The organism is Fluviibacterium sp. S390 (genome assembly GCF_049800695.1).
Lineage (GTDB): Bacteria > Pseudomonadota > Alphaproteobacteria > Rhodobacterales > Rhodobacteraceae > Meridianimarinicoccus.
The window spans coordinates 12,729-25,366 of the sequence record NZ_JBNAFN010000016.1 but is presented as its reverse complement, the minus strand read 5'-3'; the positions used below and the strand labels follow the sequence as shown (position 1 = coordinate 25,366).

Genomic DNA, 12,638 nt, shown 5'->3' with positions numbered 1-12,638 from the left:
GTCACCATCGGCGGGAGAGGCATCTTGAGACAACACAAGGTCAGGCAGGAAGACATCGCGCGCGTCGTGGGGGTTTCGATATCCACCGTGTCGCGGGTGCTGTCGGGGGCACCGGGGATCAGCCCGACTACAACGAAGAAGGTTCTGCAGGCCGCAGCGGACCTTGGCACCCCGCTGCCGCACGTGCACCATACGCAGCCACCGGCGCAAGGCCACGGCCTGAAGCGCGCCTTGCTGTTTCTCAACCAGGTGGACATCAACAGCGGATCCGGATCGATCTATCATTTCGTGATGACCGGCATCCAGAAGGCCGCACAACGGATCGGGCTGCCGGTTGAACTGGCGCTGCAAAGTGAAGACGGCGAAATCCCCGATCAATTCCTCGATCGGGCGGATACGGGCATTCTTTTCGCCGGGGTGGATCCATCCGCAAGCCTGTCAAAGAAGCTTAAAAACAAGGGGCTTGCGACGGTGTTCGTCAATGGTCTGGATCCAGACATGATCCACGATCAGGTCGCCCCCAACAATTTCTACGGCGGTCGGTTGGCCGCGCGGCACCTTGTGGGCATGGGTCATCGGCGCATTCTTCATTTTGGCACAAAGCGTCGCGGAACCCTGCGCGCCCGCACCGAGGGGTTTCGTAACGGGATCGAAAATGCAGGTGTTGGCGGCATTGAATACGACTATGTCGAACTGGGAAACGTCACCGAAATCGACGCAGGCACCGCGCTTAGGGAACTGCTGAAAGACGGGCAGTTTCCCTTTTCCGCGGTGTTCTGTTCGGCCGACAATGTGGCGCTGACCGCCCTGCAGGCGCTGCGCCTGCGCGGGATTGATGTGCCGCGCGATGTCTCGCTGCTGGGATTCAACGGGCTGCCCGTGGCCGAACTGTCGTCACCGCTGCTCAGCACCCTTGCCGTGGACTGGGAGTTTCTTGGCACGGAAGCGATTCGTCTGTTGGCCTTGCGCAGCCTTGAACCGGACCGTCCGGCGCAACAAACCCTCACGCAAGTTATCCTGAAGCAGCGGGACACCGTTCTGGATGTGAATTAATCAATCTAAACCAATGCTATATACGCCAGTCCACAAGTTACGCAAGTAATTTGCATAATGACGGAAAAACTTGCGACAAGACGCAAGTTGTGCAAGGTTCTTTGCAGTCGCACTGACGCTGCAAGGAGACCTGAATGCGCCTTTCCTCTCTGATCCAACTGGCAAGGCCGCAGTTCGACATCCATTTCCCGGCCAGTTGCCGTACCCGCAACACCGACCGGCTTGCGTCCCTGACCAACCTTTTGCACCCCGAACCTGTGGCCGATCTGCGCTGCAACGCGGTTGCCGGGCTGCTGCCGCAGGTGGAAATCCTGGTGACCGGCTGGCGTTCCCAGACTGTCGATGCCGACCTGCGCCGCAGGATGCCGAACCTGAAGATGATCGCCCATCTGGCGGGAACGGTGAAAGGGGTACTGACGCAACAGGTGGCCGGCACGGGACTGGTGGTGCTCAGCGCCGCCGACGCCAACGCCCGCCCCGTTGCCGAATTCACCCTTGCCCACATCCTGCTGCACCTGAAGCGCGTTTCCGAATGGCGCAGGGTCTATCAGGCAGAGCGGTCGCATATCGCCACGCGGGACATCCAGCTTGCCGGTCCGGTGGGCAATTCCGGCCGTACGGTCGGCATCGTCGGAGCCTCGCGCATCGGCCGTCGTGTGACTGCGGAACTGCGCCGTCACCGCGTGTCGGTCCTGCTGCACGATCCGTTTGTCAGCGCCGAAGCCGCTGCCGCCATGGGGGCCGAAAAGGTCTCGATGACCGATCTGCTGATGCGCAGCGACGTGGTCAGCCTGCACCAGCCGCTGCTGCCCACGACCGAAGGCAGTTTCGGCGCCCGCGAATTTGCACTGATGCGGGATGGCGCGCTTCTGATCAACACGGCGCGCGGCAAGATCATCGATACCGCCGCGCTTGAGACGGCCATGGCCGACGGTCGCCTGTTCGCCGTACTGGACGTGACCGAACCCGAACCGCTGAACGACGACTCTCCCCTGTGGGACATGCGGAATGTCACGATCACACCCCATATTGCGGGCTCTTTCGGCTGCGAGGTCTGCGACATGACCGAACAGGTGCTGGACGATATCGAGCGCTTCTCAAACGGCCAGCCCATGCAAAACGAAGTCGCGATCTCGGATTGGGAGCGCGTGGCATGATCCGCCCCGGCCTGTGCTCTGTCACATTTCGGGCGCTCGACGTCCCGGCGCTGATCGATCTGGCCGCCACCACCGGCGTTCAGGTCATCGAATGGGGCGGCGACAAGCATGTCCCGCCGGGGGATCCGGACCTTGCCGCGCAGGTGCAAACGCTGTGTGACACCAAGGGCATCCTGCCGGCCTCTTATGGGTCTTATGTCCGGGCCGGGATGCCGGGTGCCCGCGCGGAGTTTGCCAAAGTGCTGGCGTCCGCCCGCGCCCTTTGCGCCAGAAATATTCGGGTGTGGGCCGGTGACGCAAAGCGTGCCGACGCCGGAGCACAGGCCTTCGACACCGCCGCCGCCGATCTTGCGCTTTTCGCCCGCAGCGCGGCCCAGGACAACATCACCGTCAGCGTCGAATACCACCGCCGCACCCTGACCGAAGAGGCCGAGGATGCCCTGGCGCTGCTGAACGCCGCCGCCGAGGATAATCTTTACAGCTACTGGCAGCCGGTGCCGGGGCGCGGTCTGGCGCGCTGGCTGGAAGAACTCGACATGCTCTCGCCGCATCTGGGCGATCTGCACGTGTTCCACTGGATCATGACCGATGGTGGACAGAAGCGGCGTCCGCTGGCCGAAGGCCTGCCGGACTGGCGCGTCCTGTTCGATGCCTGGACACCCGCGCCGCGCTGGCCGCATCCGCGCACGGCCTTTCTTGAATTCGTCCGCGACGACGAGATCGGCCAGTACCGCGACGACATGCACAACCTGAAAACGCTGTGCGGTCTGTCCACGGACTGACCGCGAACCAATCAAGGGAGGAAACCATAATGTTCAAACGCAACCCAATGGCCGTATCGCTGGCAGCCTTGCTGGCCCTGGCCGGTCCGGCGCTGGCGCAGGACTACACCCAGGCGCCCGATCTGAAGGCCGCCGTCGATGCCGGCGATCTGGCCCCAGTGGCCGCGCGTCTGCCGGCCAACCCCTATGTTGTCACCCCGCTGGACTCGGTGGGCACCTACGGCGGTGTCTGGCGGTCGGCCTTGAAGGGCACCTATGACACCGGCTGGATCCGCCGCACCATAGGCTATCAGCCGCTGGTGGCCTATGATTTCGAATGGACCAAGGTCGTCCCGAACGTGGCCGAGAACTTCGAGGTCAACGAGGACGCCACCGAATTCACCTTCCACCTGCGCGAAGGCCACAAATGGTCGGACGGAGAACCCTTCACCGCCGAAGATCTTCTGTTTGCCCTGAACGTGATGAAAAGCCCGGCCTACGGCGGCCGCAAGGCAAATGGCTTCGAATGGGACAAGATCACCGGCGAAGTCATCGATCCGCAAACCTTCAAGATCACCCTATCGGACCCCAACGGCCTGCTTCTGGAACGTCTGGCCTCGGTCGAAGGGCAGTTCATCGTCAATGCCGCCAAGCATTATTGCGGCAAGTATTTCCCGGATGTGACCGCCGATGCGAACGACATCGCCAAGGCCGCGGGATTTGAAAGCTGGTCGCAAGCGATGGAGCAAAGCTGCTTTTTCAACTTCGTTGACGAAGACCGCCCGCTGCTGTTCGCCTGGCGGCAGGTCACGCCCTATGACGGGCTGAACCAGCTGATCGAATGGGAACGCAACCCCTATTTCTTCAAGGTCGACACCGACGGCCAGCAGCTGCCCTATATCGACAAGGTGCAGATGGTGCAGACCGAGAACGTCGAGGACATCGTTCTGAAGGTCGTCAACGGCGAGATCGATTTCTCGAACCGGCATTTCGCCACCGTCACCAACAAGCCGGTGATCTACGATGGTCAGGAACAGGGCGGCTATACGCTCAAGCCCACAACCGACGCCCGGATGAACCACGCGATCTTCCAGCTCAACCTGACCCATGAAGACCCGGAAAAGCGCAAGCTCTACAACGAAAAGGACTTCCGCGCGGCGCTGTCGATGGCGATGGATCGCGAAGAGATCATCGACGTGGTCTTTGCAGGTCAAGGCGAGCCATACCAGGCCGCGCCGCGCCCCTCGTCGCAGTTCTACAACGAAACCCTGGCCAAGCAGTTCACCGAGTATGATCCGGACACCGCCAACGACCTGCTCGACGGGCTTGGCCTGACCGAGCGCAACGGCGACGGCATCCGCCTGGGCTTTGACGGCGAACCGATCCGCATCCAGCTTTTTTCGCCCTCGGACCAGACCGAGTTCAACGACATCGCGCAGCTTGTTGTCGAACAGTGGAAAGAGATCGGCATCGATCTGGATGCCCGCAACGCCGAACGCAGCCTGGTCTATGAACGGATCCAGAACAACAGCCACGACATGCACATCTGGTGGGGCGACGGCGGCATGAGCGACGCGCTGCTCGACCCGCGGTTCTACTTCCCCTTCAACCTGGAGTCCGCCTATGCCGAGAAATGGGCGCAGTACTTCATGAAGAACGGCAGCACCCTTGCCGAGGCCCCGCCGGCTGATGTTCAGAAACAGATGGATCTTTACATCGAGCTGATCGCTTCGCCGGACAATGAAGAGCAGAAGAGGATCTTCGGCGAGATCCTCGATATCGCGGCTGACCAGTTCTACGTGATGGGCACGGTCCTTCCGGCGGATGGCTACATCGTGGCCAACAACAAGCTGGGCAACGTGCCGGAGCGTCAGGTCTATACCTGGGTCTACCCGCAGCCCGGCCCGATGGAAACATCGCAGCTCTACTACAAGAAGTAAGTCTCTTCCGGGCGCGGCCGCTGGCGGTGCCCGGACTACCCACATGCAATACTCGGGGGAAAGAGCATGTTGAATTATCTGGCCCGCAGACTGGTGACCATGATCCTGACGCTTCTGGCATTGTCCGTGGTCGTCTTCGTCGTGATCCAATTGCCACCGGGAGACTTCGTCACCTCCTACATCGCGAGCCTTTCGGCAGCCGGCGAAAGCGTCGATCAGGAAACGATCATTGCGCTGCGCGACCGCTACAAGCTGGATTCCCCGGTCCTGGTTCAATACGCGGCCTGGCTGTCTGACATCCTGCGCGGCGATTTCGGCTACAGCTTCGAAATGCAGCGCCCGGTGTCCGAGATCTTCTCGCAGCGGATCGGCATCTCGCTGGCGGTGGAACTGACCGCCGTCATCGTCATGTGGGCCGTGTCGATCCCGATCGGCATCTATTCCGCCGTGAACCAGTATTCGGTGGGCGACTACATCGCCACGATCCTCGGCTTCCTTGGACTGGCGATCCCCAACTTCCTGTTCGCGCTGGTCTTGATGTACGTCTGCTACAACTGGTTCGGCGTGACCATCACCGGCCTGTTCTCGGCCGAATACATGAACGCCCGCTGGTCGGTGGACCGGTTCCTTGATTTCGCCAGCCACGTCTGGGCACCGATCCTTGTAATTTCCACTGCCGGGGCCGCACAGTTGGTCCGGGTGCTGCGCGCCAACCTGCTGGATGAGCTGAACAAACCCTATGTTCTGACCGCCCGCGCCAAGGGCCTGACCAAGCGCCGCCTGATCTGGCGCTATCCGGTGCGCGTGGCGATGAACCCGCTGGTGTCGACCATCGGCTGGGTGCTGCCCACGGTGATCTCGTCGTCCTTCGTGACCGCCATCGTGCTGAACCTGCCGACCCTGTCGCCCATCCTTCTGCGCGCCCTGCTCAGCCAGGACATGTACCTTGCCGGGGCGCTCATCATGTTCATGGGGCTGCTGACACTGGTCGGCACCCTGATATCCGATCTTCTGCTGGCCTGGATCGATCCGCGCATCCGGCTTGGCATGGTGGGAGCCACCTGATGACCCTCACAACCCCCGCAAACTCTCCTGACGCCCGCATCGGCCAGGTCCGGGACACCCCCGAGCTTGCCGTGGGCGAAATCGATCCCCGCATCGACCTTACCCACGGCACCGAAAGCCAATGGCAGCTGATCCGCCGTCGTTTTTCCAAGCATCGGCTGGCGGTCGTCAGCCTCTGGATCCTGTCCCTTTTTGTGTTCGTCGCGATCTTCGCGGGCTTCGTGGCCCCTAACGATCCCGGCAACGTCAAGGCGCGTTACACCTATGCGCCGCCGCAGGCGCTGCATTTCATCGACAAGACAGACGAGGGCTGGGCCTTCCGCCCCCATGTCTATGGCTACACCGTCGAGATCGAACCCGAGGCCCTGCGCCGCACCTTCGTCATCGACGAAGACAAGAAGATTTACCTGACGTTCTTCAAGCGCAGCTGGGAGTACAAGCTGTTCGGCCTGATCCCCACCGACATCCACCTGATTGGACCCGAGCGGTCGCGCGATCCCTTCTACCTGTTCGGTGCCGACCGCCTGGGCCGGGACATGTTCTCGCGGCTGGTCTATGGCACCCAAATCTCGCTGTCGGTCGGCCTGGTCGGGGTGATCATGAGCCTTGTTCTGGGCGTCATCATCGGCGGGGCGGCCGGGTATTTCGGCGGCTGGTTCGACGCGGTGACACAGCGCGCCATCGAATTCCTGCGCTCTTTGCCCACCATCCCGCTGTGGATGGGGCTGGCCGCCGCGATGCCGTCGGACTGGTCACCGCTGCAGACCTATTTCGCTATCACCCTGATCCTGTCGTTCCTTGGCTGGACCGAACTGGCGCGAGTGGTGCGGGGCCGGTTCCTGGCGCTGAACGGCGAAGACTATGTGGCCGCGGCCCGCTATGACGGCTGCTCGCACCTGCGGGTCATTGTCCGCCACATGGTGCCGGCCTTCACCAGCCACATCATCACCGCAGCATCCTTGGCGGTGCCCGCCATGATCCTTGCGGAAACGGCGCTGTCCTTCCTTGGGCTGGGGTTGCAAGCACCGGTGATTTCCTGGGGCGTGCTGCTGCAAGAGGCGCAAAACATCCGGACGCTGGCCACCGCCCCCTGGCTGCTGCTGCCGGGCGCGGCCATCGTGATCGCCGTGCTGGCGATGAACTTCATCGGCGACGGGCTTCGCGACGCCGCAGATCCCTATGCCAAGTGAGGACACAGCCATGACTGCACAGACCGGCAAGACGGTTCTGGAAGTGCGCGGCCTCAGCGTCGCCTTCCCCGGCCGAAAGGGTGAAACCACGGCCATCTCGAACGTCAGCTTCGACCTGAATCTGGGCCAGACCACCTGTTTCGTGGGTGAATCCGGATCGGGCAAATCGGTGACGGCACGGGCGGTATTGAACATCGTCGAACCCGCCGTCATCAAAGCGGGCGCGATCAACCTTGTGGATGTCGAGGCCGGCCAGCGGATCGAACTGTCGGGCCTGAACCCGGACGGGGCCGAGATCCGCGCCGTGCGCGGTGCCCGGATCGCCATGATCTTCCAGGAGCCGATGTCCTCGCTCAGCCCGGTGCACACCATCGGCGAGCAGATCATCGAGGGGATCATGCTGCATCAGGACGTGGACACCGCCACCGCCCGAGATCGCGCGATCGAGGCGCTGCGGGCCGTGCAGATCAAGAACCCCGAAGACGCCATCGACCGCTATCCGTTCGAGTATTCCGGCGGCATGCGGCAGCGGGCGATGATCGCCATGGCGCTTGGCTGTGAACCGGACATCCTGATCGCCGACGAGCCGACCACGGCACTGGACGTGACGACCCAGGCCGAGATCCTGAAGCTGCTGAAAGGCTTGCAGGAAAGCCACGGCATGGCGGTGATGTTCATCACACACGATATGGGTGTGGTGGCCGAGATTGCCGATCAGGTCGTGGTCATGCTGCACGGCTCGGTGGTGGAAACCGGCGCGGTGGATCAGGTGTTTCATGCCCCCGTGCACGCCTACACCAAGAAGCTGCTGAAGGCCTCGATGGGATTGGACGAAGCCGCGCACGGTCGCGGCGCGGCCTCCTCTGACGAGATCCTGATCGAAACCCACAATCTGTCGCTGGCATTTCCGTCGAAGAAAAAACTGCTCAAGAAGCCCGGCAGCGGCGTGCAGGCCCTGGACGAGGTGTCGGTCGAACTGCGGCGCGGGGAAATCCTTGGCATCGTCGGCGAATCCGGGTCGGGCAAGACAACGCTGGCGCGGGTGCTGATGGGCCGCTTCCAGCCGCAGTTCGGCGAGGCGATCTATCATACGCGCGACGGCGTGGCCAAGGATCTGACCGATCCCGCCACGTTCCGCGACGGGCAGGTCTACCGCGAGATGCGGATGATCTTCCAGGATCCCTATGGCTCGCTCAACCCGCGCATGACCGTGCAACAGATCATCGGCGAGCCGCTGCTGGTCAACGGTCTGCTGAAGGGCGCCGCCCTGCGTGACCGGGTGGGCGAACTGCTGGAGCGCGTCGGCCTTCCCGCCAGCGCGATGGAGCGCTATCCGCACGCCTTTTCCGGCGGTCAGCGGCAGCGGATCGGCATTGCCCGGGCTATCGCGCTGGACCCGCGCGTCATCATCGCCGACGAGGCGACAAGCGCGCTGGACGGATCGATCCGGGCGCAGATCCTTGATCTGCTGCTGGATCTGCGCAGCGAACTGGATCTGTCGATCCTGTTCATCGCCCATGACATCGGCGTCGTGCGCTATTTCTGTGACCGGGTTGCCGTGATGCACAAGGGCCGGGTGGTCGAAACCGGCACCGCCGTCCAGATCTGCGACGCCCCGCAAGACCCCTATACACAGCGCCTGATTTCCGCCGTGCCGATCCCTGATCCGCGCAAACGGCATCTGGTGGCCTGATGAAAGGCCTCAATCCCATGTCCAACGTGCTTCTGACCGAAACCCCGATCACCGGGAATCCCTTTGCGACCCGCGCCGATGCGCAGCGGGCGGTGGTGGATCTGATCGCACCATTGAAGGTCGGGTTTTCGCCCGGTCGTGCGCGGGTGAAACTGGGCGATACCTCGGCCCATTTCCACGATGCCGCCGCCCATCTGGAGGGGCTGGTGCGCCCGTTCTGGGGGTTGGCGCCGCTGCTGGCCGGGGGCGGAACCTTTGACGGCATCGAGATGTTCGTCGAAGGCCTGCAAAACGGCGCGGACCCCGAGCATCCGGAATACTGGGGGCCGGTGACCGACTTCGATCAACGCATGGTGGAAAGTGCTGCCATCGGCTATGCGCTGGCGCTGGCGCCCGAGGTATTCTGGGATGGCATGACGCAGCGTGGGCGCGATTGCCTCGGCGACTGGCTGTTGAATTCTCTGCAACACAGGCCAGCGGCCAACAACTGGCACTTCTTTCACGTGCTGGTCTCGTTGGGCCTGACCCGCGTCGGGGTCGCGCATGACCTGTCGATCATCGAGGCCGATCTCGACCGGCTGGAAAGCTGGGACATGGGCAACGGCTGGTACCGTGACGGCGGCAAACGGCAGGCGGATCACTACATTCCCTTTGCCATGCATTTCTACGGCCTGATCTACGCGCAATACGGCCCCGAAGCCGACGCCGCGCGCCGTGACCGATTCCGCGACCGCGCCCGCACTTTCGCGCCGCAGGTTGCCCATTGGTTCGCCGCCGATGGCGCGGCGCTGCCCTATGGCCGATCGCTGACCTACCGCTTCGCCCATGCCGGATTCTGGGGCACGCTGGCGATGGCCGGGGAAGAGGCTCTGCCCTGGGGCGAGATCCGCGGGTACTGGGCGCGCAATCTGCGCTGGTGGTCGGACAAGCCGTTCACCGACACGCGCGGGGTGATGACCATCGGGTACGGCTATCCGCAGTTGCACATGGCCGAACGCTACAATTCGCCCGGCTCGCCCTATTGGGCGATGAAGGCCTTCGCGCCGCTGGCACTGCCGGAAACCCATCCGTTCTGGGCCGCCGAAGAAGCCGCCCCCTTGGCGCGTGATCAGGTTGTCACCCTGCCGGAACCGGGGATGGTCAAATTCGAACATCTGGGCGATGTGACGGTTCTGTGCGGCGGCCAGCACCCGCCGGCCCTTGGCCGCTCGGCCGAGAAGTACAACAAGTTCGCCTATTCCACCCGCTATGGCTTCAGCGTGGACTTCGAAGCGCGCGGCTTTGCCAATGCGCCTTCCGACAACATGCTGACATTTTCCGAAACCGGCGAATATTCAGCGCCGCGCAGCGGGGAAACCATGGCGCGGATCGGGAACGGCTGGCTTTACTCGGCATGGTCGCCCATGCCCGAGGTGGAGGTCGAAACCTGGCTGCTGGCCCATGCGCCCTGGCATCTGCGCCTGCACAGCATTCGCACCAAGCGCCGGGTACAGACGGTCGAGGGCGGTTTTGCGATACGCAAAAGCGATGCAATCCCCGGACCGGACCTGCAACCGGACGTTCGCGCCGAAGGCCCCGGTGCCTATGCCCGAATGACCAATGCCACAGATACGACCACCATCGTCGATGTGGCGGCACCGATCGACACCCCCGTTGCACGGGCGGGTCGGGTCATTGCGCCGGACGCCAATACCAACCTGATCGCCCCGCGCACCTGGGTGCCGCAACTGACCTGCGATCTGGCCCCCGGCACCTGGTCGCTCGGGGCCTGGGTCTATGCCGGCCGCACGGTGGGTGCGGTGCCAGCCTTGCCCGATGCCGACAGCCTTCCCACAAGCGCCGATCTGGACCAGATGCGCACGGGCGGAGAGATCATCCGGGTCTGGGACCTGCCATGAACCCTGCCCGGTGTTCCTGACATCGGCCGGGGCAGGGCGTACCACATGCGCCCCAGCGCAGGCCGGAATGCACGGTGGGCCGCGCGGCCCCCACATACGGCCATACAACTTGAAATTGATCCGTTTTCCAGAGACCTTGAGGACATTGCAAACCCACGCGAGGCTCGGGCGCATTCTGCCCATCGGTCTGGCATAGCGGAGAGAGATGTCATGTCGTCTGCCCGGACCATTCCAGACTTTGCACGTAAGACGCGCCTGCGCCTTGGCACCCTGTCCGCCTGTCTGTGCGCCGCGCTGTTTCTGTCGCTTCCCGGCACCGCTCAGGCCGATGCAGACCTGCCCCGGATCGCCCTGCCAGACCCGATGCCCGCCCCGCCGTTGACCATGCTTCTGCCCGTGCCTGAAACGCGGATCGACGCGGCGATTTCCGCGCTGGATGAGCTTGGCCAGTCGATCCTTGATCGCTCTGGCGTGCCCGGTCTGGCCGTCGCGGTGGTCCACGGTGGGCAAACCGTCTATGCGCGCGGTTTCGGCCTGCGGGCGGTGGGCGATCCGGCGCTGGTTGATGCGGACACCGTGTTCCTGCTGGCGTCAGTGTCGAAACCTGTCGGTGCCACGGTGGTGGCCACCCAAGTTGCGGCGGGCCGGGTGTCATGGGACGATCCGGTGCGCAGCTATCTGCCGTGGTTCGATCTGGGCGATCCGTGGATCAGCGAACATGTCACCATCGGCGATCTCTATGCGCACCGTTCCGGTCTGCCGGATCATGCGGGCGACGATCTGGAGGATCTGGGCTTTGACCGCCGCGCGGTGCTGGACCGCCTTGCCCTTCTGCCCAAGGGGCGTTTCCGCCTGGACTATGCCTATACCAATTTCGGCCTCACCGCCGCTGCCGAGGCCGTGGCCAGCGCGGCGGGAACGGATTGGGCCAGCCTGTCCGAACAGACGATCTATCAGCCGCTGGGCATGACCGCGACCAGTTCGCGCCACGTCGATTTCATGGCGCGCGACAATCGCGCGTCCAGCCATGTTCCGAACGGCGACACTTATGTGATCGCGGACCGCCGCCAGCCTGACGCGCAAAGCCCGGCGGGCGGGGTCAGTTCCAGCGTGCACGACATGGCCCGTTGGATGGCGATGGTGCTGGGCAATGGCACATTGGACGGCACCCCGGTGATCGCGCCCGAGGCCTTGCGCCCGGCGTTGTCACCGCAAATGATCTCAGGCCTGCCGATGCAGGTTTCGGCCCGCAGCGGCGCCTATGGCTACGGGTTCAACGTCGGTGTCCGGCCGTCGGGCCGGGTCGAGCTGAGCCATTCCGGCGCTTTCGCCCTGGGAGCGTCGACCAGCATCTCGATGCTGCCCGATCTGGGGCTGGGCATTGTCGTTCTGACCAACGCCCCGCCGACGGGAGCGCCCGAGGCCCTTGCGGCGGCCTTTCTGGACCGGGTGGAGCTTGGCCTTGAAACCCGCGACTGGCTGGCAGGCTACAGCCGCCTGATGGCGCCGCTGTCCGCACCGGTGGGGCAGCTTGTTGGGGCGACCCCCCCGACCGACCCGGCCCCCGCCCAGCCTGACCCGGCCTATCTGGGCACCTACCACAGCGCCTATTTCGGACCTGCCGAAGTGTCGGCCGGGCCAGACGGGCTGGAACTGGCGCTTGGCCCGGACAAGCAGACGCTGGCCTTGCAGCACTGGGATGGTGACAGCTTCGTGGTCACCCCCGATACCGAGAACCAGCCGACGGGATCAATCTCGCAGGTGACGTTCCAGATCGATGCAACGGGCGCGGCTGCAAACATGTGGGTCGAGCATCTGGACGGCGACGGGCTGGGCGCGTTTCTGCGGCAAGACTAGGGTCGCAGGCCGCCCGCCGGAGAT

General features: G+C 63.7%; 9 protein-coding genes. All 9 read left to right on the top strand.

Going from position 1 to position 12,638, the window contains the following annotated elements:
• Positions 1-24: 24 nt before the first annotated feature.
• The 9 genes from ACP15K_RS13240 to ACP15K_RS13200 all read left to right on the top strand — a co-directional run bounded on the left by ACP15K_RS13240 (position 25) and on the right by ACP15K_RS13200 (position 12,614).
• A complete protein-coding gene (locus tag ACP15K_RS13240; RefSeq protein ID WP_193141361.1) occupies positions 25-1,053 on the top strand; it encodes a LacI family DNA-binding transcriptional regulator in 1,029 nt (342 codons plus the stop codon).
• Between the two features lie 134 nt (positions 1,054-1,187).
• Positions 1,188-2,210: a hydroxyacid dehydrogenase gene (locus ACP15K_RS13235; RefSeq protein ID WP_193141362.1), complete on the top strand. Its 1,023-nt coding sequence runs from the start codon at positions 1,188-1,190 to the stop codon at positions 2,208-2,210.
• Positions 2,207-2,992 carry a TIM barrel protein gene (locus ACP15K_RS13230; protein ID WP_424990729.1) on the top strand — a complete coding sequence of 262 codons (786 nt, stop codon included), beginning with the start codon at positions 2,207-2,209 and terminating at the stop codon, positions 2,990-2,992. The genes ACP15K_RS13235 and ACP15K_RS13230 overlap by 4 nt, the downstream gene beginning before the upstream one ends.
• Before the next feature lie 29 nt (positions 2,993-3,021).
• Entirely contained in the window at positions 3,022-4,911 is a 1,890-nt protein-coding gene (locus tag ACP15K_RS13225) for an ABC transporter substrate-binding protein (protein WP_424990728.1), read from the top strand.
• 66 nt (positions 4,912-4,977) lie between these two features.
• Positions 4,978-5,976: an ABC transporter permease gene (locus tag ACP15K_RS13220; protein ID WP_193141365.1), complete on the top strand. Its 999-nt coding sequence runs from the start codon at positions 4,978-4,980 to the stop codon at positions 5,974-5,976.
• Positions 5,976-7,166, top strand: coding sequence for an ABC transporter permease (locus ACP15K_RS13215; protein ID WP_193141366.1), 1,191 nt, complete (start codon positions 5,976-5,978; stop codon positions 7,164-7,166). The genes ACP15K_RS13220 and ACP15K_RS13215 overlap by 1 nt, the downstream gene beginning before the upstream one ends.
• Positions 7,167-7,176: 10 nt before the next feature.
• Positions 7,177-8,859, top strand: a complete 1,683-nt coding sequence (locus ACP15K_RS13210; protein ID WP_424990727.1) for a dipeptide ABC transporter ATP-binding protein — start codon at positions 7,177-7,179, stop codon at positions 8,857-8,859.
• 17 nt (positions 8,860-8,876) lie between these two features.
• The gene (locus ACP15K_RS13205) at positions 8,877-10,757 is read left to right on the top strand and encodes a DUF2264 domain-containing protein (protein WP_424990726.1); all 1,881 of its coding nucleotides are present in this window, start codon (positions 8,877-8,879) and stop codon (positions 10,755-10,757) included.
• A 210-nt stretch (positions 10,758-10,967) separates the two neighbouring features.
• Positions 10,968-12,614, top strand: a complete 1,647-nt coding sequence (locus tag ACP15K_RS13200; protein WP_424990725.1) for a serine hydrolase — start codon at positions 10,968-10,970, stop codon at positions 12,612-12,614.
• The last annotated feature ends 24 nt before the right edge of the window (positions 12,615-12,638 follow it).

What these genes read in the sequence shown, in the direction of transcription:
- ACP15K_RS13235 (WP_193141362.1), top strand. Translation starts at nt 1,188, where the DNA reads ATGCGCCTTTCCTCTCTGATCCAACTGGCAAGGCCGCAGTTCGACATC.
- ACP15K_RS13230 (WP_424990729.1), top strand. Translation starts at nt 2,207, where the DNA reads ATGATCCGCCCCGGCCTGTGCTCTGTCACATTTCGGGCGCTCGACGTC.
- ACP15K_RS13225 (WP_424990728.1), top strand. Translation starts at nt 3,022, where the DNA reads ATGTTCAAACGCAACCCAATGGCCGTATCGCTGGCAGCCTTGCTGGCC.
- ACP15K_RS13220 (WP_193141365.1), top strand. Translation starts at nt 4,978, where the DNA reads ATGTTGAATTATCTGGCCCGCAGACTGGTGACCATGATCCTGACGCTT.
- ACP15K_RS13215 (WP_193141366.1), top strand. Translation starts at nt 5,976, where the DNA reads ATGACCCTCACAACCCCCGCAAACTCTCCTGACGCCCGCATCGGCCAG.
- ACP15K_RS13210 (WP_424990727.1), top strand. Translation starts at nt 7,177, where the DNA reads ATGACTGCACAGACCGGCAAGACGGTTCTGGAAGTGCGCGGCCTCAGC.
- ACP15K_RS13205 (WP_424990726.1), top strand. Translation starts at nt 8,877, where the DNA reads ATGTCCAACGTGCTTCTGACCGAAACCCCGATCACCGGGAATCCCTTT.
- ACP15K_RS13200 (WP_424990725.1), top strand. Translation starts at nt 10,968, where the DNA reads ATGTCGTCTGCCCGGACCATTCCAGACTTTGCACGTAAGACGCGCCTG.